This is a genomic window from Pseudonocardia alni (genome assembly GCF_002813375.1).
In the GTDB taxonomy this organism is placed as follows: Bacteria; Actinomycetota; Actinomycetes; order Mycobacteriales; family Pseudonocardiaceae; genus Pseudonocardia; species Pseudonocardia alni.
In genome coordinates, this window is sequence record NZ_PHUJ01000003.1 from 2225521 (window position 1) to 2247662 (window position 22142).

19 protein-coding genes are annotated in these 22142 nt (G+C 72.5%); all 19 read right to left on the reverse strand.

Translation table 11 applies throughout. The features are described from left to right. Window positions 1–5: 5 nt before the first annotated feature. The gene (gene atpD / locus ATL51_RS11265; RefSeq protein WP_062397356.1) at window positions 6–1439 is read right to left on the reverse strand and encodes a F0F1 ATP synthase subunit beta; all 1434 of its coding nucleotides are present in this window, start codon (window positions 1437–1439) and stop codon (window positions 6–8) included. After that, a complete protein-coding gene (locus ATL51_RS11270) occupies window positions 1439–2461 on the reverse strand; it encodes a F0F1 ATP synthase subunit gamma (protein WP_100878597.1) in 1023 nt (340 codons plus the stop codon). Before ATL51_RS11270 ends, atpD begins: the two co-directional genes overlap by 1 nt. A gap of 12 nt (window positions 2462–2473) precedes the next feature. Next, on the reverse strand, window positions 2474–4111 hold the full coding sequence (gene atpA, locus ATL51_RS11275) for a F0F1 ATP synthase subunit alpha (RefSeq protein ID WP_100878598.1): 1638 nt from the start codon (window positions 4109–4111) through the stop codon (window positions 2474–2476). A gap of 75 nt (window positions 4112–4186) precedes the next feature. Next, entirely contained in the window at window positions 4187–5017 is an 831-nt protein-coding gene (locus ATL51_RS11280; RefSeq protein WP_100878599.1) for a F0F1 ATP synthase subunit delta, read from the reverse strand. After that, a complete protein-coding gene (locus ATL51_RS11285; RefSeq protein ID WP_062397364.1) occupies window positions 5017–5565 on the reverse strand; it encodes a F0F1 ATP synthase subunit B in 549 nt (182 codons plus the stop codon). Before ATL51_RS11285 ends, ATL51_RS11280 begins: the two co-directional genes overlap by 1 nt. Window positions 5566–5628: 63 nt before the next feature. Further along, window positions 5629–5874 (reverse strand): ATP synthase subunit c family protein, encoded by a 246-nt coding sequence (locus tag ATL51_RS11290; protein WP_020621511.1) that lies wholly within the window; start codon window positions 5872–5874, stop codon window positions 5629–5631. Window positions 5875–5998: 124 nt separating this feature from the next. Then, on the reverse strand, window positions 5999–6772 hold the full coding sequence (gene atpB / locus ATL51_RS11295; protein ID WP_062397367.1) for a F0F1 ATP synthase subunit A: 774 nt from the start codon (window positions 6770–6772) through the stop codon (window positions 5999–6001). 360 nt (window positions 6773–7132) lie between these two features. After that, window positions 7133–7609, reverse strand: a complete 477-nt coding sequence (locus ATL51_RS11300) for a hypothetical protein (RefSeq protein WP_157818324.1) — start codon at window positions 7607–7609, stop codon at window positions 7133–7135. 280 nt (window positions 7610–7889) lie between these two features. After that, window positions 7890–9740 (reverse strand): MraY family glycosyltransferase, encoded by a 1851-nt coding sequence (locus tag ATL51_RS29690; protein ID WP_322789676.1) that lies wholly within the window; start codon window positions 9738–9740, stop codon window positions 7890–7892. Between the two features lie 38 nt (window positions 9741–9778). Next, window positions 9779–11062, reverse strand: a complete 1284-nt coding sequence (locus ATL51_RS11310) for a serine hydroxymethyltransferase (protein ID WP_100878601.1) — start codon at window positions 11060–11062, stop codon at window positions 9779–9781. A gap of 75 nt (window positions 11063–11137) precedes the next feature. Next, window positions 11138–11800: an L-threonylcarbamoyladenylate synthase gene (locus tag ATL51_RS11315; RefSeq protein WP_208622969.1), complete on the reverse strand. Its 663-nt coding sequence runs from the start codon at window positions 11798–11800 to the stop codon at window positions 11138–11140. 104 nt (window positions 11801–11904) lie between these two features. Beyond that, on the reverse strand, window positions 11905–12807 hold the full coding sequence (prmC, locus tag ATL51_RS11320) for a peptide chain release factor N(5)-glutamine methyltransferase (RefSeq protein ID WP_301548993.1): 903 nt from the start codon (window positions 12805–12807) through the stop codon (window positions 11905–11907). Window positions 12808–12875: 68 nt separating this feature from the next. After that, entirely contained in the window at window positions 12876–13952 is a 1077-nt protein-coding gene (gene prfA, locus ATL51_RS11325; protein WP_100878603.1) for a peptide chain release factor 1, read from the reverse strand. An 88-nt stretch (window positions 13953–14040) separates the two neighbouring features. Further along, the gene (gene rpmE / locus ATL51_RS11330; RefSeq protein WP_062397374.1) at window positions 14041–14262 is read right to left on the reverse strand and encodes a 50S ribosomal protein L31; all 222 of its coding nucleotides are present in this window, start codon (window positions 14260–14262) and stop codon (window positions 14041–14043) included. A 132-nt stretch (window positions 14263–14394) separates the two neighbouring features. Next, window positions 14395–16806 carry a transcription termination factor Rho gene (gene rho / locus ATL51_RS11335; protein WP_392567366.1) on the reverse strand — a complete coding sequence of 804 codons (2412 nt, stop codon included), beginning with the start codon at window positions 16804–16806 and terminating at the stop codon, window positions 14395–14397. A gap of 325 nt (window positions 16807–17131) precedes the next feature. After that, window positions 17132–18034, reverse strand: a complete 903-nt coding sequence (gene thrB, locus ATL51_RS11340) for a homoserine kinase (RefSeq protein WP_100878604.1) — start codon at window positions 18032–18034, stop codon at window positions 17132–17134. After that, window positions 18034–19050: a threonine synthase gene (gene thrC, locus ATL51_RS11345; RefSeq protein ID WP_301549246.1), complete on the reverse strand. Its 1017-nt coding sequence runs from the start codon at window positions 19048–19050 to the stop codon at window positions 18034–18036. The genes thrB and thrC overlap by 1 nt, the downstream gene beginning before the upstream one ends. Window positions 19051–19214: 164 nt before the next feature. Then, window positions 19215–20594 (reverse strand): homoserine dehydrogenase, encoded by a 1380-nt coding sequence (locus tag ATL51_RS11350; protein ID WP_073578522.1) that lies wholly within the window; start codon window positions 20592–20594, stop codon window positions 19215–19217. Between the two features lie 99 nt (window positions 20595–20693). Beyond that, window positions 20694–22142, reverse strand: a complete 1449-nt coding sequence (lysA, locus tag ATL51_RS11355) for a diaminopimelate decarboxylase (RefSeq protein ID WP_100878605.1) — start codon at window positions 22140–22142, stop codon at window positions 20694–20696.

The following is a 22142-nucleotide window of genomic DNA, read 5'->3' on the forward strand; positions in this document are numbered from 1 at the left end:
GGTGATCAGCCCTCGAGCTTCTTGCGGTTCTTCTCCAGGTCGTCGAGACCGCCGCAGAGGAAGAACGCCTGCTCGGGGACGTCGTCGAACTCGCCCTTGGCGATCTTGTCGAACGCCTCGATCGTCTCCTTGAGCGGGACCGTCGAGCCCGGCTGGCCGGTGAACTGCTCGGCGACCAGCAGGTTCTGCGACAGGAAGCGCTCGATGCGACGCGCCCGGCCGACGAGCTGCTTGTCCTCCTCGGACAGCTCGTCGATACCGAGGATGGCGATGATGTCCTGCAGGTCGTTGTACTTCTGCAGGATCCGCTTGACCTCGTTGGCGACGCGGAAGTGCTCGTCACCGACGTACTGCGGGTCCAGGATCCGCGAGGTCGAGGTCAGCGGGTCCACCGCCGGGTAGATCCCCTTCTGGGAGATCGGCCGGGAGAGCTCGGTGGTGGCGTCGAGGTGCGCGAACGTCGTCGCCGGAGCCGGGTCGGTGTAGTCGTCCGCGGGGACGTAGATCGCCTGCATCGAGGTGATCGAACGACCGCGGGTCGAGGTGATCCGCTCCTGCAGCTCGCCCATCTCGTCGGCCAGGGTGGGCTGGTAGCCCACCGCGGACGGCATGCGGCCGAGGAGGGTCGAGACCTCCTGGCCGGCCTGGGTGAACCGGAAGATGTTGTCGATGAACAGGAGCACGTCCTGCTCCTGCACGTCACGGAAGTACTCCGCCATGGTCAGCGCGGAGAGCGCGACGCGCATACGGGTGCCCGGCGGCTCGTCCATCTGACCGAACACCAGAGCGGTGTTCTTCATGACGCCCGACTCGGTCATCTCCGTGATGAGGTCGTTGCCCTCACGGGTGCGCTCACCGACGCCGGCGAACACCGAGGTGCCACCGAAGTTCAGCGCGACACGCTGGATCATCTCCTGGATCAGCACGGTCTTGCCGACGCCGGCACCACCGAACAGACCGATCTTGCCGCCGACGACGTAGGGCGTCATCAGGTCCAGGACCTTGATGCCGGTCTCCAGCATCTCGGTCTTGCCCTCGAGCTCGTCGAAGCGCGGGGCCTTCTGGTGGATCGACCGCAGGTCACCGGTGAACTGGATGGACGGGTCGTCCAGGCAGTCGCCGAGGGCATTGAACACGTGGCCCTTGACCTGGTCGCCCACCGGCACGGAGATCGGGCGGCCGAGGTCGGTGACCTCCTGGCCGCGCACGACGCCGTCGGTCGGCTGCATGGAGATGGCCCGGACCAGGTTGTCACCCAGGTGCGTGGCGATCTCCAGCGTCAGCTTGCGCTTGTCGCCGGAGAGGTCCACCTCCAGCGTGAGGGCGTTGAGCAGGTTCGGGACCTGGTCACGCGGGAACTCGACGTCGACGACCGGGCCGGTCACCTGGACGACGCGCCCGGTGATCGGGCCGGCCGAAGTTTCGGCGGTCGTGGTCATCAGCTCTCACTTCCTGCGCTGGCGAGAGCGTCGACCCCACCGACGATCTCGCTGATCTCCTGGGTGATCTGTGCCTGGCGAGCCTGGTTGGCCTCCAGGGTCAGGCTACGGATCAATTCGTTGGCGTTGTCCGTCGCGGCCTTCATGGCCCGCTGCCGGTTCGCCGACTCCGATGCCGCCGACTCCAGCAGGGCCGCGTAGAGGCGGGCCCCGATGTACTTCGGCAGCAGCGCGTCGAAGAGCGTGTCCGGGTCCGGCTCGAACTCGTAGAGCGGCTGGAGCCCCTTGCTCTCCGGGTGGTCCCGCTGGCTCTCGGCCGTGTCGGCGTCGGCGTCGCGGGCGACCGAGGGCAGCTCCGACCCGGCACCGACCGGCCTCGAGGAGGCGCTGTCGGCCGCGTACTCGACCTCGAGCGGAGCCATCCGCCGGGCCTGCGGCACCTGGGTGATCATGTTCTTGAAGCTGGTGTAGACGAGGTGCAGCTCGTCCACGCCGGTCACACCGTCGGTGTTGCCGTCGTGGTCGTCCTCACCGGCCATGAACGCGTCGACCAGGGTCTTCGCCGCCTCGGCCGCGTGCTCGTAGCCGGGCTGCTCGGAGAATCCGGTCCACGACTCCTCGATCTCCCGGTTGCGGAACCGGTAGTACGAGACGCCCTTGCGGCCGATCACGTAGAGGACCGGCTCCTTGCCCTGCTCACGGAGCAGGGCCTGGAGCTGCTCGGCCTCCTTGAGGACGTTGGCGTTGTAGCCGCCGCACTGACCTCGGTCACTGGTGACGACCAGGACCGCGGCCCGCTTCGGCTGCTCCCGCTCGACGAGCAGCGGGTGGTCCAGCGCCGAGTTCGACGCGAGCTCCGACAGGGTGCTCGTCATCAGCTCGGCGTACGGACGTGCCTCGTCCACCCGCGCCCGGGCCTTCGCGATCCGTGAGGTCGCGATCAGCTCCTGGGAACGGGTGATCTTCTTGATGGACTGCGTCGACCGGATACGCCGGCGCAGCACCCGGATCTGTGCCGCCATCGGGTATCAGCCTCAGTTCTTCTTGACCGTGACGGTCTCCTGCTCGACATCGTCCTCGTCGAGGGCCTTCTCGGCCTTCTCCTTGGGGACGACCGAGGAACCGTCGGACGCGGTGAACTCGTTGCGCTTGAACTCGTCGACCGACTTGGTCAGCGTCTCGACGGCGTCGTCGGAGAGCTTCCCGGTGTCGGTGATCTCGTTCAGGGCGCCGGAGGCGTGGCGACGCGAGTACTCGCGGAACTCCGACTCGAAGCGCTGCACGTCGGCGACGGGCACCGAGTCGAGCTTGCCGGAGGTGCCCAGCCAGATCGAGACGACCTGGTCCTGCACCGCGACCGGCGCGTACTGCGCCTGCTTGAGCAGCTCGACCAGGCGCTCGCCACGGCCCAGAGCGGCGGCCGACGCGGCGTCGAGGTCGGAACCGAAGGCGGCGAACGCCTCCAGCTCACGGAACTGCGACAGGTCCAGACGCAGCGAGCCCGAGACCGTCTTCATGGCCTTGATCTGCGCCGAGCCGCCGACCCGGGAGACCGAGATACCGACGTTGATCGCCGGCCGGACACCCTGGTTGAACAGGTCGGACTCGAGGAAGACCTGGCCGTCGGTGATCGAGATGACGTTGGTCGGGATGTAGGCCGACACGTCGTTCGCCTTGGTCTCGATGATCGGCAGACCGGTCATCGACCCCGCGCCGAGCTCGTCGGAGAGCTTCGCGCAGCGCTCCAGCAGACGCGAGTGCAGGTAGAAGACGTCGCCCGGGTAGGCCTCACGGCCCGGCGGGCGGCGCAGCAGCAGCGAGATCGCGCGGTAGGCCTCGGCCTGCTTCGACAGGTCGTCGAACACGATGAGGACGTGCTTGCCCTGGTACATCCAGTGCTGGCCGATGGCCGAGCCGGTGTAGGGCGCGAGCCACTTGAAGCCGGCCGGGTCGGACGCGGGGGCCGCGACGATCGTCGTGTACTCCAGCGCACCGGCGTCCTCGAGGGACTGCCGGACACCGGCGATCGTGGAGCCCTTCTGGCCGATGGCGACGTAGATGCAGCGGACCTGCTTCTTCGGGTCGCCCGACTCCCAGTTCTCCTTCTGGTTGATGATCGTGTCGACGCAGACCGCGGTCTTGCCGGTCTTGCGGTCGCCGATCACCAGCTGGCGCTGGCCGCGGCCGATCGGGGTCATGGCGTCGATGGCCTTGATCCCGGTCTGCAGCGGCTCGCCGACGGACTGGCGGTCCATCACGCCGGCCGCCTGGAGCTCGAGCACGCGGCGGGCGTCGCTCTCGACGTCGCCGAGGCCGTCGATCGGGTTGCCCAGCGGGTCGACGACCCGGCCCAGGTAGCCCTCGCCGACCGGCACGGACAGGACCTCGCCGGTACGGGTGACCTGCTGGCCCTCCTCGAGGCCGGTGTAGTCGCCCAGGACGACCGCACCGATCTCGTTCTGCTCGAGGTTCAGCGCGACACCGCGGACGCCGCCCTCGAACTCGAGCAGCTCGTTGGTCATGGCCGAGGGCAGACCCTCGACGTGGGCGATGCCGTCACCGGTGTCGGCGACGGTCCCGACCTCACGGCGGGACGTGCCGCTCTCCAGCGACGAGACGTAGCTGGAGATCGCACTCCGGATCTCCTCGGAGGAGATCGTCAGCTCTGTCATGGCTGCGTCGTTCCTTCTCTCGAACGGGGTCTTCGGGTCGTTCCGCCGGGGTCCGGCGATCGCGTCCGAAGCAGGTCAGCTGGGCAGGGATCGGCGAGCTGCGGCGAGTCGACCCGCCACGCTGCCGTCGATGACCTCGCCGCCGACCTGCACGACCAGGCCTCCGAGGAGGCTCCGGTCGAGCTCGACCTGCAGGGAGATCGTGCGGCCGTACATACGGCCCAGTGTCTCGGCGAGCGTGGTCTCCTGCTCGGAGGAGAGCTCGACGGGTGTGCGCACCTTGGCGACCGAGCGGTCCCGGCGGGCCGCCGCGAGCTCGGCGAGCTCCTCGGCGACGACGTCGAGGTGCCGGCTGCGGGGCAGCCGGACCGCTTCGCGGAGCAGCGCCGCCGTCACCGGGTAGACCTTCTCGCCGAGCACCGAGTCCAGGAGCTGGACGCGACCCTCGACGGGCCGGGCGGCGTCGCCGAGCAGGCTCGCCAGCTGCGGTTCGCGGGCGACGACCCGGCCGAACCGGAACAGCTGGTCCTCGACCTCGTCGAGGGAGCCGTTGCGGTCCGCGATCGCGATGGCCGTGCGGCGGGCCAGGCCCTCCGCGCCGGTGACGATGTCGCGGGGGGTGGACCAGCGCTTGCCCGCCAGCTCGGAGACGAGGTCCACGGTCGGCTGCGAGAGCTGGGACCCGAACAGCCGGCGGACCAGGTCCGCGCGGGCGTCCTCGGGGGAGGACGCGTCGGCCAGCAGGCGCCGGACGGAGCGCTCGAAGTCCAGGAACCGGGCCACCGCGAACAGCTCGTCCGCGGTCGTGGTCAGGTCCCGGGCCGACGCGGAGTCGGTCCAGGAGTCCAACCGCTCGGTCAGCGCCGCGAGGGACTCACGGCTGGCGGGCTGCAGGACAGCCGCCATCAGTTCGCCCCGCTCCGCTGGGCCACGCCCTGCTGGTCGAGCTCACCGAGGAACGAGTCGATCGTCGCGGAACGACGCGAGTCGTCGGCCAGCTGCTCGCGCAGCAGGCGCTCGGCCAGCTGGACCGACAGGCCCCCGACCTCGTTGCGCAGAGCACGCTGGGCGGCGTCGCGTGACGCGGCCACCTGCTCCTCGCCACGGGCCTTGATGCGCGCGGCCTCGGCCTCGGCCTCCTCGCGGAGCTCGGCCTTGATCTGCTGGCCCTCGGCCCGGGCGTCGTCGCGGATGCGCGCCGCCTCGGCCCGGAGGCCGGCGAGCTGCTCCTCGTACTCCTTCTTCAGCCGGTCCGCCTGCTCCTGGGTCTCCTGAGCACGCTTGAGGCCGCCCTCGATCGCGTCGGTCCGCTCCTCGTAGAGCGTCTCGAAGCGCGGGACCGCGAACTTCCAGAGCAGGAACAGCAGGATCGCGAACGCGACCACACCGAGCACGAGCTCATCGAGGTGCGGGAGAATCGGAAGCGGCTGTTCGGCGGCGAGAATCAGTTCCACCGTGTGTCCTTCCCTGACATGGCCGCCGGTACCGGGACCGGCATGAGAGTGATCTGCCGGCTCTTACTGCGCGATGAAGAAGAGCACCAGGCCGATCAGCATGACCAGCTCGGCGAGGACGAAGGTGGTCCAGCCGATACCCATCAGCTGGCCGCGGGCCTCCGGCTGGCGGGCGGTGCCGCTGATGACGGCCGACCAGATCAGGCCGACGCCGATACCGGCGCCGATGGCCGAGGCGCCGAACCCGATGGCCGCGAGGCCCGGGTTGATGTTGGCGGCTTCCTGGGCCAGAACCTGGGTGACGTTCACTTCGGGTTTCCTTCCGTCGGGTCCGCGGGATGCGGGTCGTTCGGTGTATCGGCCCGGACGGGCCGGCGGATGAAGCAGGTGGTGCGAGCGCGGTGCCGGCGGCACCGGGGTCTCGGTGGTGCTGTCAGTGGTCCTCGGAGATCGCCGCGCCGATGAACACGGCTGCCAGCAAGGCGAAGACGTAGGCCTGGATGACCTGGACCAGCGCCTCCAGGAACGTGAACGCGATCCCGGCGGCGAACACCACCGGGGACGCGATGACGAGCGCGGAGCCCGCCGACACCAGGAACGCCGCACCCACGGCGGTCAGGGCGAGGATGAGGTGGCCTGCGAACATCGCGGCGAACACACGCAGTGCCAGCGAGAGCGGCTGCACCAGGAACTTCTGCAGCAGCTCGATCACGATGATCAGCGGCGCGATGAAGACCGGGACGCCCGGCGGCAGCGCGGCGTGCTTGATGTAGCCGAAGAACCCGTGCTTCTTGAACCCGGCGTAGTGGTAGAAGACGTAGACGAACAGCGCCAGCGCGATGGGGAACCCGATCCGCGACAGCGTCGGGAACTGGATCACCGGGATGATCGCGAAGATGTTGTTGACCAGGATGAAGCTGAACAGGCCGAGGATCAGCGGGATGTACCGCTTGAAGTCCTCGGAGCCGATCTGGTCACGCGCCATCGTGTTGCGCGGGATGTTGTAGAAGGACTCCAGTCCGAACTGGAATCGGCTCGGCACGATGGACAGCTTGCGCGTGCCCAGCGTGAAGACGGCCGCGACGATGATCAGCGACAGGACCGCCAGCACCATCGGCTTGGTGACGGCGCCGAAGATCGGCGGGTACTCGAACAGACCTGCGCCGGGCGGAGTGAACTCCTCGGCCGCCAGTACCAACGTGCCCAATGGGGGTCCTTCCGGTGCTCCCGTTCCGCATCCACGCGGAACGGGGGATCGCCTGCAAGGTGCCTCGTGGCGCGATGTGTTTCCGGGCGGCCGGGTCGAAACACCGGAAGTCACCCACATCGCCTACGTGGCGGATGCTATCAGCCGTACTTCTACACGATGTCGGGGGCTCGTACGCACCTCACCTGCGCGTTCGTCCGACGAAACGATCTTGATCGGGTCCGGTGGGTCGCGTCGGGTGATTCACCGTTAACTCCCCCGGCGGTCGCCGCCCGGCCATCCGCCCGACGCCCTCGACAGCCCGCGCGGACGCCCGCGAGGGCGCCGCAGGAACGGACGAAACGGTCGTCGAACCCCAGGTCAGGCATCTGTGGACCCCGGATCGGTGCCGATCAGGATCTGGAGCTTCTGCCCTGCCCAGGCCTCCGCCGCCGTCGTCGTGATGAAGACGACGAGCATGGTGACGGCCAGTGACATGCGGTGCAGACCCGGCGCACCCCCGAGGGTGAACAGGGCGAGCAGGAGAATGATGGCCTTCATCGCGAGGCCGCCGAATGCGGCCAGCATCACAGCGCCCGGCTCGAGATGGGTCGTACGCAGCATCAGCACCGGCGTGAGCAGGGCCGAGCCGGTGGCCAGCAGACCACCGAGGGCCGCGGCGGACAGGCCCGGGACCCCGGCCGCGACGATCCCGCCGACGGCGCAGGCCACCGTGGTGGCCGCGCCGACCAGGGCGGCGCCGCGGGCCATCGACCCCGACAGCCGCCGCACGACCTGCGCCTGACCGAGCGCGGGACCGTCGTACTCCACGGTCCCCCAGCGGTCCCATCGCCACACGGTGCGTCCGCCTCCCGGCTCACCGGCCGCCCCACCAGCGGGTACGGCTCCGCGCACACGGTAACCGGCGGGTCCGGCGCCCCGACCGGCGCCGTCCCCCGCGGTGTCCCGTGCCGCCCGGCCCGCGTCGAGAAGCTCCCGAGCGTCGTCGGACCGCCGTCGGGCGGCACCCAGGTGCTTCTCGACGCGCTCGACGGCCCTGGGACCGGGCGGCGTACGGGGCGGGCGGGCCTGATCCGTGAGCGCGGACACCTCTCCCCAGGGCCAGGACCGGCGCCGGTCAGGCGTCGCGGTCCCGGGCGGGGTGGTGCGCGGGGGTGGGGACGGTCGGCTGGTCCGGCCCCGGTGTCGCGGCGGGGTGGGCGCGGTGGCCGGTGCCGCGCGGGTGCTGCGGGCGGGGCGGGACCGGCCCGGGGTCGGTCGGGGCCGGCGTCGGCGGTCCGGCGGCCGTGCCGCGTGGCATCCGCGGACGGGCGGCGACGGGCCGGGGCGGGGTCGGTGGTGTGGGCGGCCCGGCATCGGCGGACGTCGTCGGGCCGACGTGTTCCGGCCCCCCGGTCGGGGTGCCCGCGAGCCGGGTGGGTCCGGGTCCGGCGGGCGCAGGTCCCGCAGTACCGGCGACCAGCGGTCCCCCGGTGCCGGCGGGCGCGCGTCGCGTCCCGGTCCGCGACGGGCCACGCCCGCCGCTCGGCCGGTGCGCGCCCCGCGTCCACGGCGCAGGCCCCCCGGGTGCGTCCCGACCCGATGTGTCCCGCCGTGACGGCTCCCGACCGGACGTGTCCCCGCCCGGCACGACCCGGCCCGGCACCGGTGCCGCCGCGGCGGGGCCCGGCGGTCCGGGACCGTCCTCGACCGGACCACCGGCGGACGGCCGGGCCGGGGGCGCCCGGCGCCCGGGCCCGGCGTCCGGGAGGTCGTCGGTCGAGGCGATCGCCGTCTCCCCCGCGGCGACCGGCGCCGCGGAGGCGGCGGTGCGCATCCGCGACCGGTGCGGCACTGCCGAGGCCACGAACGCCACGACCAACGCGATCCCGGTCGCGGCGAGCACCAGCCCGGTGCGGGGGACCAGGGCCAGCGCGACCGCGCCGAAGGCGATCACCGCGACCCACAGGTAGACCAGCAGCACCGCGCGCCGGTGGCTGTGCCCGACCTGGAGCAGGCGGTGGTGCAGGTGCATCTTGTCCGGGCTGAAGGGGCTGGTCCCGGCCCGGGTCCGGCGCACGACCGCCATGAGCAGGTCCAGCGACGGGATGAAGACGATCCCGACCAGCACGACCACCGGGGAGACCAGCGCCAGCAGATCCCCGGCCGACGGGGTGTCCGACTGCGGGACGCGGCCGGACGCGCTCGTGATCGCGGCGGCCAGCATCACCCCGACCATCATCGAGCCGGTGTCCCCCATGAAGATCCGCGCGGGGTGGAAGTTGTGCGGCAGGAACCCCAGGCAGGACCCGGCGAGCACCACCGCGAGCAGCGCGGGGACGAACGTGGCCGGATCGTTGCCGTTCTCGCTGATCAGCCCGATGCAGAACACCGCGGTCGCGAGCGTCGTGATCAGCCCGATCCCCGCGGCGAGCCCGTCGAGCCCGTCGACGAAGTTCATCGCGTTCACCAGGACGACGGTGACCAGCACCGTCAGCAGCACCGACTGACTCTGCCCCAGCGCCAGCACCGACCCGCTGAGGAACGAGTCGCCGCCGATCGGGATCCAGATCTGGAGCCACTGGACCCCGTACAGGACCAACAGCCCGGCCGCGGTGACCTGCGCGGCGAACTTGGTGAGGGCGTCGAGGTCGTAGCGGTCGTCGAGCATCCCGACGCCGACCAGCAACCCGGTCGCGACGACGACCCCGACGACCTCGGTGCTCTGCTCGAAGTAGGCCAGCCGCAGGGCCGGGAGCTGCAGCGACAGCAGCAGCCCGGCCAGCACCCCGCCGAACATCGCGAGGCCGCCCCACCGCGGGGTCGGGGTGACGTGCACGTCCCGTCCCCGCGGCCAGGCCACCGCGCCGACCTTCAGCGCCAGCATCCGGACCGGCCCGGTCAGCAGCAGCGTGACGACGGCGGCGACCAGCCCGACGAGCAGGAGCTCCCGGATGGGGAGTCCGTACGTGAACTGGTCAGTGGGCACGTCGCGAGCGCCTCTCCGCCTCCGCCGTGGGTCTCAGGTCATCCCCGAGGGTAGGCCGGTGCCTTCGAGACGAGCGCGGTGACCGCCTTCGCGACGTCGGCGAGTTCGGCGTCGCCGGCCGCGGTGTCGTGCTCGGCCTTGACCGCGCGGGCCAGCAGCGCGCCGACCTCGGCCATGTCGGCCTCGGTCATCCCCTGCGTGGTGACGCTGGGCGAGCCGACCCGGATGCCGGACGGCTTCATCGGCGGCGCCGGGTCGTAGGGGATCGCGTTCTTGTTCAGCGTGATGCCGGCGCGGTCGCAGCGGGTCTCCGCCTCCGACCCGGTGACGCCGATCGGACGCAGGTCCAGCAGCGCGAGGTGGTTGTCGGTGCCGCCGGAGACGGCGCGCATGCCCTCGGACTCCAGGCTCGTCGTCAGCGCCCGGGCGTTCGCGACGACCTGGCGGGTGTAGGCCTGGTACTCCGGCTGCGCCGCCTCCTTCATCGCGACGGCCTTCGCGGCGACCGCGTGCATCAGGGGGCCACCCTGGGAGAACGGGAAGACGGCCTTGTCGATGGCCTTCGCGTGCTCCTCGCGGCACAGCACCATGCCGCCGCGCGGGCCGCGCAGGACCTTGTGCGTGGTGGCGGTGACGACGTCGGCGTAGGGCACCGGCGACGGGATCGCCTTGCCGGCGACCAGACCGATGAAGTGCGCGGCGTCGACCATGAGCTTGGCGCCGACCTCGTCGGCGATCTCGCGGAACACCGCGAAGTCGATCAGGCGCGGGTACGCGGTCGCACCGGCGATGATGATCTTCGGCTGGTGCTGCTTGGCCAGGTCGCGGACCTGGTCGTAGTCGATGACCTCGGTGTCCTCGCGGACCGTGTAGGACACCGCGTTGAACCACAGGCCGGAGAAGTTGACCTTGCTGCCGTGCGTGAGGTGGCCGCCCTGCTTGAGGTCCATGGCCAGCACGGTGTCGCCGGGCTTGGCGAACGCGGCGTAGGCGGCGAGGTTCGCGCTCGCGCCCGAGTGCGGCTGGAGGTTGGCGTGCTCGGCGCCGAAGAGCTCCTTCGTACGCGCGTTGCCGATGTTCTCCGCGACGTCGACGACGCCGCAGCCCCCGTAGTAGCGGCGGCCGGGGTAGCCCTCGGCGTACTTGTTCGACAGCGTCGACCCGAGCGCCGCCAGCACCGCGGGGCTGGTCAGGTTCTCACTCGCGATGAGCTGCAGTCCGCCGCGCAGGCGCTCGAGCTCGTCCAGCACGACGCCCGCGATCTCGGGGTCCTGCTGCTGCAGTGCGTGGAAGTCCGGTCCCCAGAAGGTCTGCTCGCTCACGCCGGGACACGCTACCCGCTGCCATCCCCGCAGGCCGCGGCCGTGCAGGCGTGATCACACCCGCGGGTGGCCGCCTCAGACCCGGTCGATCTCCTGACCGACGACCTCCTCGACCTGTTCGGCGGTCACCCCGCCCTCGCGCAGCATGCGCGGCCGGGCGCCGGTGAGGTCGACGATCGTGGAGGCGACCGGGTCACCGGACGGGCCGCCGTCGAGGTAGACCTGCACGCTCGAGGCCAGCTGGGTGATCGCCTCGGTCACGTTCGACGCCGGCGGGTTGCCCGAGGTGTTGGCGCTCGACACCGCCATCGGCCCGACCTCGCGCAGCAGCTCCAGCGCGACCGGGTGCAGCGGCATGCGCAGCATCACCGTCCCGCGGGTGCTGCCCAGGTCCCAGGCCAACGAGGGCGCGTGCTCCAGCACCAGCGACACCTCGCCCGGCCAGAACGCCTCGATCAGCGCCCGGGCGGACTGCGGGACTCCTGAGACGAGGCCGTCGATGGTGGTCCAGGAACCGACGAGCACGCCGACCGGCATGTCCGGGCCGCGCCGCTTGGCGGCGAGCAGCGCGCGCACGGCGGTGCCGTTGAACGCGTCGCAGCCGATGCCGTAGACGGTGTCGGTGGGCAGGACGACCAGCTCACCCGCCCGGACGGCGCGCGCGGCGGCGGTCAGACCGCGTGCGCGCTCGGCGGGGACGCTGCAGTCGAACAGCGGCTGGGTCTGCGGTGCACTCACGATCCGCGAGGATACGACCGTGCCGCGCGGGGGTGCGGGGCGGCTCACATCCGCGGCGCCGGCGGGACGTCCGGACGACCGCTCCCCGCTGGGTGGGACGGGCGTCAGGAGCAGGGGACGCGGCGGGCGGTGACGAAGCGCGGGCGGCCGGTGAGGTCGTCGTGCTCGGTGACCTCGCCCAGCGTGCGCCGGCGGCGCAGCAGTGCCGGGACCGTCTCGCCGTGGGTGTCGTCGTGCTCGATCGCGAGGTGCCCGCCGTGCCGCAGCCATCCGCTGGCCCCGCGTACGACGGCCTGGATGATCTGGGTGCCGTCGGGCCCGCCGAACACGGCGCCGGGTGGGTCCCACCGCTCCACCTCGGGCGGCACCGGCGTCCCGTCCGGGACGTAGGGCGGGTTGCAGACGACCAGGTCGACCGCACCCTCCAGCTCGATGAGCAGGTCGGTCCACCGGACGTCGGCGACGTGCAGGGTCACCGGGCGCCCGCCCGCGGCGACGTGCGCGTCGAGGTTGCGCCGGGTCCAGGACAGTGCCGACGGGTCGGCCTCGAGAGCGTGCACCTCGGCGTCGGGCCGGGACACCGCGAAGGCCAGCGCGAGCGCGCCGGAGCCGGTGCAGAGGTCGAGCACCCGGGGGCGGCTCACGTCGCGGATCGAGGCGAGGCCCCACTCCAGCAGCAGCTCGGTCTCCGGGCGCGGGGTGAACACCCCCGGTCCGACGGCGACCTCGACCGGGCCGAGTACCGCGGTGCCGAGGATGTGCTGCAACGGTTCGCGGGTGGCGCGGCGGGCCACGAGGGCCTGCAGCCGTTCGACGACCGGTGGGTCCACCAGCGGGGTCATCAGCAGTGTGGACCGCGACGAGCCGAGCACGTGCGCGGCGAGCAGCTCGGCGTCGACGCGCGGGGACGCGACACCGGCGGCCGCCAGGGTGCGCTCGGCCTCCGCGATCGCCACCCGGAGCGGCAGCCGGCTGCCGGTCGTGGGGCTCGCCGTCGTCTCGGTCACGGCTCCAGTGTCCCGGCTGCGGGGCGCGGGGACACCGCAGGTGACCGGAGCATCACCTGAGCGGGGGATCATTCCGGCTCCTGCTCCCCCGCCATGGCCTCGGCGCGCTCGGCCGCGGTCAGAGCGGCGAGGACGTCGACGAGGTGGCCGTCGAGCACCGCGGACAGGTTGTAGGCCTTGAACCCGACACGGTGGTCGGAGATGCGGTTCTCCGGGTAGTTGTAGGTACGGATCCGCTCCGAGCGGTCCACCGTGCGGACCTGCGAGCGACGCTGTTCCGACGCCGCCTCGGCCGCCTCGGCCTCGGCCTTCGCCTGCAGCCGGACCCGCAGCACGTCCATCGCGCGGGCCTTGTTCTGCAGCTGGGAGCGCTCGTTCTGGCAGGTCACGACGATGCCGGTCGGCAGGTGCGTGATCCGCACGGCGGAGTCGGTGGTGTTGACGCTCTGCCCGCCGTGGCCCGAGGCCCGGTAGACGTCGACCCGGATGTCGGCGTCGTGGATCTCGACGTCGGGTGTGTCGTCGGCGTCGGGGAAGACCAGGACGCCGGCCGCGGAGGTGTGGATGCGGCCCTGCGACTCGGTGACCGGGACGCGCTGGACGCGGTGCACGCCGCCCTCGAACTTCAGGGCGGCCCACACCCCGTCGACCGGGTCCTTGCTGCGCAGGGACAGCGTGATGTCCTTGTACCCGCCCAGATCGGACGGGGTGGCGCCGAGGACCTCGACCTTCCAGCCGCGGCTCTCGGCGTAGCGGCTGTACATGCGCACGAGGTCGCCGGCGAACAGCGCGGACTCCTCGCCGCCCTCGCCGGACTTGACCTCCATCAGGACGTCGTCGCCGTCGTGCGGGTCACGCGGGCGCAGCAGCTCGGTCAGCTCGGTCTCGAGCTCGACGATGCGGGTGTCCAGGGCGTCGGCCTCGGCGGCGAAGGCGCGGTCCTCGGCGGCGAGCTCACGGGCGGCGTCGCGGTCGTCGCGGACCTGGGCGAGCTCGCGGGCGCAGCGCACGACCGGGCCGAGCTCGGCGTAGCGACGGCCCAGCTTGCGGGCCTGCGCCTGGTCGGAGAGGACGTCCGGGTCGGCGAGGCGCTGCTCCAGCTCGGCGTGCTCTTCGAGCAGGGCGTCGACCGACTGCGTGCTCATCGGAGATTCCTTCGAGGCGCTGGGGAGGGAACGCGAAACGGCGCCCGCCTCCTCGCGTACGGCGAGGCGACGGGCGCCGTGTCGGGAGCTACTTGGCGGCGCGCTCGCGCTTCCCGTAGCGGGCCTCGAAGCGGGCCACGCGGCCACCGGAGTCCAGGATCTTCTGCTTGCCGGTGTAGAACGGGTGGCAGGCGGAGCAGACCTCGACGCTGATGGCGCCGCTGTTCTTGGTGCTGCGGGTCGTGAACTGGTTGCCGCAACCACAGGTGACCTGGGTGTCGACGTACTGAGGGTGGATTCCCTCGCGCATGGCTCTCTCCTCATCGTTGGCCGCCGGGTCCCTGGTACGACCAGGGTGAACCGGTGCCGGGAAGCTGACGGTCCATTCAACCATCCGGGCCCCGGCGGAATTCCCACCGGGGCCCGGACGGCACGGCGACGACTAGTCCTCGTCGTTGCCGGGGGCGTTCTTGGCGACCTGCATCAGGAACTCGATGTTGGTCTTGGTCTTCTTGAGCCGGCCGAGCACCAGGTCGAGCGCCTGCTGGTCGTCGAGCGCGGCGAGGACGCGGCGGAGCTTCACCATCACCGCGTGCTCGTCGGGCGACATCAGGAGCTCCTCCTTGCGAGTGCTCGAGTCGCCGACGTCGATGGCCGGGAAGATCCGCTTGTCGGCGATCTTCCGGTCCAGCTTGAGCTCGGCGTTGCCGGTGCCCTTGAACTCCTCGAAGATCACCGTGTCCATCGTGGACCCGGTCTCGACCAGCGCGGTCGCGAAGATGGTGAGCGAGCCACCGTCCTCGATGTTGCGCGCGGCGCCGAGGAAGCGCTTCGGCGGGTACAGCGCCGTGGAGTCGACACCACCGGACAGGATCCGGCCCGACGCGGGCGCCGCCAGGTTGTAGGCGCGGCCGAGGCGGGTGATGTTGTCCAGCAGGACGACGACGTCGTGCCCCATCTCGACCAGGCGCTTGGCCCGCTCGATGGACAGCTCGGCGACGGCGGTGTGGTCTGCCGGCGGGCGGTCGAAGGTCGAGGCGATGACCTCGCCCTTCACCGACCGCTGCATGTCGGTGACCTCCTCGGGCCGCTCGTCGACGAGGACGACCATGAGGTGGCACTCGGGGTTGTTCGTGGTGATCGCGTTCGCGATGTTCTGCATGATCGTCGTCTTGCCCGCCTTGGGCGGGGAGACGATCAGCGCACGCTGCCCCTTGCCGACCGGCATGATCAGGTCGATCACGCGGGTGGTCAGCTGCGTCGGGTCGGTCTCCAGGCGGAGCCGCTCGTTGGGGTAGAGCGGGGTCAGCTTGGTGAACTCGGGCCGGTTGCGTGCGGCCTCCGGGTCCCGCCCGTTGATCGAGTCGACGCGCACCAGCGGGTTGAACTTCTGCCGCTGCTGCTCGCCCTCGCGGGGCTGGCGGACGGCGCCGGTGATGGCGTCGCCGCGGCGCAGGCCGTTCTTGCGGACCATCGACATCGACACGTAGACGTCGGTGGGGCCGGAGAGGTAGCCGGTGGTCCGGACGAACGCGTAGTTGTCGAGGATGTCCACGATGCCGGCGACCGGCAGCAGGACGTCGTCGTCGCGGATCTCGGTGTCCACGCCACCGCCGGTGGCGCCGCCACCGGTGCGCTCGCGGTCCCGGCCGCGACGGCGGTCGCGGAAGCGGCGGCCGCGGCGGCCGCGGCCGTCACCGTCGTCACCGTCGTCGTCGCGGAAGTCGTTCCGGTCGGTACCGCGGTCGTTGTTCCGGTCGTTGTTCCGGTCGCCGTTGCGGTCGTTGTTCCGGTCGCCGTTCCGCTCACCACGGTTGTCACCGCGGTCGCCGGTCCGGTCGTTGTTGCGGTTCCCGCGGTTGCCGCGGCCGGAGTCGTCACCGTCGCGGTTGCGCCCGCCACGGCCGTTGTCGCCGTTGCCGCGGCCGTTGTCGTCGCGGCCCTCACCGGTGCGGTCGCCACCGTTGCGGTCGGCACCGCGCTCGGCGTTGCGGTCGGCGCCACGGCCACGACGGCGGTCGCCGTCGGTGCCGGGGTCGTCGCCGTCGGCGTCGCGACGGGCGTCCTTCTGGCCCGCGTCCCGCTGGCCCGCGTCCTTCTGGCCCGCGTCCGTGGCGGGGTCCTTCGGGGCGCCCTGGGGGCCGTTGTCCTTCTGGCCGTTGTCCTTCTGGCCGTTGTCGTCGCCCTGCCCGCGGCGGCGGGTCCGGCCACGACGACCGGCGCCGTCGGCGTCCTCACGGCGCTCCTCGGCCGGGGCCGAGGTGCTGTCGGCCTTCTCCGGCGCGCTCGCGGCGGGGGCGGCCTGCTCGGGCGCGGCGGCCGGGGCGCTCTCGGCGGCGGCCGGGGCGGCACCGTTGCCGGTGGAGGTGCCGGGGTCGCCGGTGGCGGCGTCGGTCACGGTGGCGTCGGGGGCGCCGGCCGGACGGGTCGCAGCACGGCGACGACGGGTGCGCGGCGCGGGGGCCTCGGCCTGCTCGGCGGCCTGTCCGCCCTGGTCACCGGCCTGCTCGGCGGGTGCCTGGGGGGCGGCCGGCGCGGCGGAGCCGTTGCCGGCGGGGGCCGCGGCGGTGTCGCCGAGGGCGAGCTGCGGCGCGCCCGCACCGTCGGAGCCGGTGGTGGCGGCGGGGTCCGCCTTCGCCTTCGGCTTCTTCGCGGGGGCCGCCGCCGCTCCGCCCTGACGCTCCTTGATGGCCGCGATCAGGTCGCCCTTCCGCATGCCGGAGATGTCCGGGACGTTCAGCTCGGTGGCCAGCTGGCGCAGCTCGGCCAGCACCATGCCGGACAGGCCGCCGCGTCGGCGGGGCGCCGCCTCGGCCGACGCGGTCCCGGTACCGGCGAGATCGGTCTCGCTCACAGAGTTCCTTCCTGACCGACCCGGTTACCTGTCCAGGTCAGGGGATGTCACACGCTCGGCCGATACGGAGACCCCGTATCGGCAGCATTCACAGATGGAGTCCCACGACGACGTCGCGGGAGTCAGGCCGCCCGTTCGGGATTCCGAGTCCAGTTCAGAAAGGAGATCGGGCGAGCGGGCCCGGCCGCAAGACTACGCCGATGTCGCGTGGATCGCCATGCACGGGCGACACTAGTCCGTACACCCCGGGGCGGCAACAACCCCCCTCGGGCGACGCGCCGACACACGGGGTCGCGTACCTCACGTTCCCGGCGGGCACCGGTGCTCAGCGGACCTCGACCTGCACACCGGTGGCGTCGACCGGCAGCCGCTGCACCGCGAAACCGTCGGTGTCGACGCCGTCGGGCAGCACGCCGTCGCGGGTCAGCGCCAGCACCGTCGGCCCGGCGCCGGAGATCGCGGCGGGTACGCCGTGCTCGCGCAGCGCCTCGACCAGCCGCAGCGACGACGGGTACGCCGGCCGCCGGTAGGGCTGGTGCAGCCGGTCCTCGGTGGCTGCCATGAGCAGGTCCGGCCGCCGAGTCATCGCCAGCACCGCCAGCGCGCAGCGGCTGCCGGTGAACGCGGCGTCGGCCAGCGGGACCTGCTCGGGCAGCAGCCCCCGGGTGGTCTTGGTCGAGGACTCGACGTCGGGCACACAGGCGACCGGGTGCACGTCGGGGTGCACCTCCAACCTCTCGGCGTGGAAGCGCCGGGCCGACCCCGCCGCCTCCCAGGCCACCACGAATCCGCCGAGCAGACTGGCCGCGGCGTTGTCGGCGTGGCCCTCCATGCCGGCGGAGAGCTGCAGCAGCGCGTCGCGCTCCAGCTCCGGGTCCCGCCCGGCCAGCACGGCGGCGGCCGTCACCCCGGCGACGGCGGCCGCCGCGGAGCTGCCGAGGCCGCGTGAGTGCGGCACCGCGTTGAGGCAGCGCAGCCGCAGCCCCGCGGGCGCCCCGCCGAACGTCTCGAAGGCCAGACGCATCGCCCGCAGGACCAGGTGCCGCTCGTCGCGCGGGACGTGCCGGCAGCCCTGCCCCGCGACGTCGACGAACACCCCCGGCGTCTCGAAGGTCTCGACCTCGATCTCGTCGTACAACGCCAGGGCCATGCCGAGGGAGTCGAAGCCGGGGCCGAGGTTGGCCGTCGACCCCGGGACCCGCACCAGTACGCGCGTCGGGCGACCCATCAGGCCAGCTCGAGCGCCGCCGCGACCGCCCCGGGGTCGATCGGGACGATCTCCGGGTCCGGCGCGGTGAGCAGAGCGGTGTCGGGGTCCTTCAGGCCGTGCCCGGTCACCGTGCACACCACGAGGGAGCCGGGGGGCAGCGACCCGTCGGCGTGGCTCTGCAGCAGCCCGGCGACGCTGGACGCCGATGCGGGCTCGACGAACACGCCCTCCTGCGCGGACAGCATCCGGTAGGCGGCGAGGATCTCGTCGTCGGTGACGGCGGCGAACTTCCCGTTCGACTCGTCGCGCGCGGTGGTCGCGCCCTTCCACGAGGCGGGGGCACCGATCCGGATGGCGGTCGCGATCGTCTCGGGGTCGCTCACCGGGGCGCCGTGCACCAGCGGTGCGGCGCCGGCGGCCTGGAACCCGAACATCCGCGGCAGCGCGGGGATGACGCCGTCGGCGTGGTAGCCCCGGTAGCCGTGCCAGTACGCGGTGATGTTGCCGGCGTTGCCGACCGGCAGGCAGTGCACGTCCGGGGCGCGGCCCAGCTGGTCGCAGATCTCGTAGGCGGCCGAGGCCTGGCCGGCGATCCGGGTCGGGTTCACCGAGTTGACCAGCGCGATCGCCGGGTAGTCGGCGGTCGTCTTGCGGGCCAGCTCCAGGCAGTCGTCGAAGTTGCCGTCGATCTGCAGGATCCGGGCGCCGTGCGCGACGGCCTGGGCGAGCTTGCCCAGCGCGATCTTCCCGGTCGGCACGAGCACCGCACAGGTCATCCCGGCACGGGTGGCGTAGGCGGCCGCCGACGCCGAGGTGTTGCCGGTGGAGGCGCACAGCACGCTGGACTTGCCGTCGGCGAGCGCGGCGGTGACCGCCATCGTCATGCCGCGGTCCTTGAACGAGCCGGTCGGGTTGGCGCCGTCGACCTTCAGGTAGACCTGGCAGCCGGTCAGCTCCGACAGCCGGGGGGCCGGCAGCAGCGGCGTGCCGCCCTCCCCCAGCGTCACAACGGTCCAGTCCGGCTGCACCGGCATCCGGTCGCGGTAGGCCTCGATGACACCCGGCCACTGGCCGGGTGGCGGCGGCGCGACCGCACCGGCGACCTGGGTCACCGGACCGAAGGGACCGGACGCCGGCCCCCGGACTCCTCGCACGCTGCCCGTCACAACCGGTCCACTCCCTGATCCCCCACCTGTGGTCATTCGCCCATACCCAGTGCGCTCACCGCGCGGCCCAGCCCCTCGACCCGCAGCACCCCGGCGACGCCGAGCACGTGGTCGAGGTCCAGCAGCGCCGACACCGTGGCCGACAGCGCGGCCTCCGGCGCCGAGTGCGTGACGACCGTCAGCCGGGCCTGGCTGCGGTCCGAGCCGTCGGCCCGGTCCACCGAGCCGTTCACCCCGCCGGTCTGGCGGACCGCGGCGATGGAGACGCCGTTCCGCGCGAACTCGCTCGCGATCGTGGCGAGCACGCCCTCGCGGTCGGCCACCTCGAGGTCGACGTGGTACCGGGTGGGCACCTCGCCGATCGGGCGCACCGGCAGGCTGGCGTAGGCCGACTCGCGCGGCCCGCGGCCGCCGCCGACCCGGTTGCGGGCCACCGCGACGAGGTCGCCGAGCACCGCGGAGGCGGTCGGCGCGCCGCCTGCGCCCTGGCCGTAGAACATCAGCTGGCCGGCGGCCTCGGCCTCGACGAACACCGCGTTGTACGCGCCGTCGACGCCCGCCAGCGGGTGCGAGTCGGGGACCATCGCCGGGTAGACGCGCGCCGAGACCGACTCGGTCCCGTCCGTGGCCACCACGCGCTCGCAGATGGCGAGCAGCTTGATCGTGCAGCCGAGCCTGCGGGCGGCGGCGACGTCGGCCGAGCTGACCCCGCGCATGCCCTCGCGGTGCACGTCGGAGGCGGTGAAGCGGGTGTGGAACGCCAGCGAGGCCAGGATCGCGGCCTTCGAGGCGGCGTCGTAGCCGTCGACGTCGGCGCTCGGGTCGGCCTCGGCGTAGCCCAGCCGGGTCGCCTCCTCCAGCGCGTCGGCGTAGGACGTCCCGCCCGAGGACATGGCCGAGAGGATGAAGTTCGAGGTGCCGTTGACGATGCCGGCGACCCGGGTGATGCGGTCCCCGGCCAGGGACTCGCGCAGCGGGCGCAGCAGCGGGATCGCTCCGGCGACGGCGGCCTCGTAGTAGAGGTCGGCGCCGGAGGCGTCGGCGGCCTCGGCCAGCGTCGGGCCGTCCTCGGCGAGCAGCGCCTTGTTCGCCGTCACGACCGAGCGGCCGGACTTGAGCGCCTCCAGCAGCCAGCCGCGGACCGGCTCGATCCCGCCGATGACCTCGACGACGACGTCGACGTCGTCGCGGGTCACGAGCTCGCCGGCATCGGTGGTCACCAGGTCCGGGAAGTTCTCGGTCAGCCAGGGGTGCCGGTGCGGTCGCCGCACGGCGACCCCGGCCAGCTCGATGCGGGCTCCCACCCGCGCGGCCAGCTCGTCGGCCTGCTCGGTGATGAGCCGGACCACCTCGGTGCCGACGGTGCCGCAGCCCAGCAGTGCCACCCGGACGGCGCCGGTCTCGCTCGCCACGTGTCCTCCTCGCGTGCGCGCACCCCTCGGGCGCGCGCCGATCATTCCTGGTCGGACGGGTGCGGACAGGTCCGGGTGGCGGTTCTCACCCGGGTGCGCTCACACCTCGAAACGGAACTGGTCCTCCAGTGTCTCGCGACGCAACAGGGTCCGGTCGACCCCGTCACGGACCGCGACGACAGCAGGTCGCGGCAGCCGGTTGTACCCCGACGCCATGGCGTAGCAGTAGGCCCCCGTCGCCGCGACGGCCAGCAGGTCGCCCGGCGCGAGATCGGCCGGCAGCCAGCAGTCGCGCACCACGATGTCACCCGACTCGCAGTGCTTGCCGACCACCCGGGACAGCACGGGGACGTCCCCGCCGGGGACCGAGTCGTGCCCGCTGGCGCGGGACACCAGCCGTACGTCGTACTCGGCGTCGTAGAGGGACGTGCGGATGTTGTCGCTCATCCCGCCGTCGACGCTGACGTAGCGCCGGGAGTACCCGCCGAGCGGGACGTCCTTGACGGTGCCGACCTCGTAGACGGTGACGGTGCCCGGCCCGGCGATGGCCCGGCCCGGCTCGACGGCGATCGCCGGCACGTCCAGCCCGGAGGCGGCGCACTCGCGCGTGACGATCGCGCGCAGCTCCTCGGCCAGCGCCGGCATCGACAGCGGGGTGTCCCCCGGCCGGTAGGCGATGCCGATGCCGCCGCCGAGGTCCAGGGTGCGCAGCGCGGTCAGGTTCTCGCCGCCGTGCTCGGCGTGCAGGTCGGCGAGAACCTTCACCACGCGCCGGGCGGCCGCCTCGAAGCCCTCGGTCTCGAAGATCTGCGAGCCGATGTGGCTGTGCAGCCCGACCAGGCTCAGGTGGCTCGCGGCGAGCACACGGCGGGCGGCCTCCAGCGCCGCCGAGTCCTTCGTGTCGGCCCCGGCGATGGAGAACCCGAACTTCTGGTCCTCGTGTGCGGTGGCGATGTACTCGTGGGTGTGGGCCTCGACACCGACGGTGAGCCGGATCAGCACCGGCGCGACGGTGTCCCGTGCGGCGGCGACGTCGGCGAGCCGGGCGATCTCGTCGAAGGAGTCGACGACGATCCCGCCGATCCCCGCCTCGACCGCGGCCTCCAGCTCGGCGAGGGACTTGTTGTTGCCGTGCAGCGCGATCCGCTCGGGCGGGAACTCCGCGCGCAGCGCCACGGCCAGCTCGCCGCCGGAGCACACGTCCAGCGACAGGCCCTCCTGCGCGACCCAGCGGGCGATCTCGGTACACAGGAACGCCTTCGCCGCGTAGTGCACGGCCTCGGCCCCGAACGCGGCGGCGAACTCGCTGCAGCGGCCGCGGAAGTCGTCCTCGTCGAGCACGAACAGCGGGGTGCCGTGGGCCGCGGCGAGGTCGCGGACGTCGGCCCCGGCCAGGCGCAGCGCGCCGTCGGCGCCGCGGGCGGCGTGCCGAGGCCAGACCGCGGGCGCCAGCTCGTCGAGCGCCGCGGCGCTCTCCGGGCGGGGCCCGGCCGACTCGGGCGCGGGGGTGAGGCCCGCGTGCATCGGGCCTGCGGGGTGTGCCCTCAT

What these genes read in the sequence shown, in the direction of transcription:
- prfA (WP_100878603.1), bottom strand. Translation starts at nt 13,952, where the DNA reads ATGAGCACGCAGTCGGTCGACGCCCTGCTCGAAGAGCACGCCGAGCTG.
- ATL51_RS11280 (WP_100878599.1), bottom strand. Translation starts at nt 5,017, where the DNA reads ATGGCGGCTGTCCTGCAGCCCGCCAGCCGTGAGTCCCTCGCGGCGCTG.
- thrB (WP_100878604.1), bottom strand. Translation starts at nt 18,034, where the DNA reads ATGGGTCGCCCGACGCGCGTACTGGTGCGGGTCCCGGGGTCGACGGCC.
- lysA (WP_100878605.1), bottom strand. Translation starts at nt 22,142, where the DNA reads ATGAGGGCACACCCCGCAGGCCCGATGCACGCGGGCCTCACCCCCGCG.
- rpmE (WP_062397374.1), bottom strand. Translation starts at nt 14,262, where the DNA reads ATGCGCGAGGGAATCCACCCTCAGTACGTCGACACCCAGGTCACCTGT.
- atpD (WP_062397356.1), bottom strand. Translation starts at nt 1,439, where the DNA reads ATGACCACGACCGCCGAAACTTCGGCCGGCCCGATCACCGGGCGCGTC.
- atpA (WP_100878598.1), bottom strand. Translation starts at nt 4,111, where the DNA reads ATGACAGAGCTGACGATCTCCTCCGAGGAGATCCGGAGTGCGATCTCC.
- ATL51_RS11270 (WP_100878597.1), bottom strand. Translation starts at nt 2,461, where the DNA reads ATGGCGGCACAGATCCGGGTGCTGCGCCGGCGTATCCGGTCGACGCAG.
- thrC (WP_301549246.1), bottom strand. Translation starts at nt 19,050, where the DNA reads ATGCCGGTGCAGCCGGACTGGACCGTTGTGACGCTGGGGGAGGGCGGC.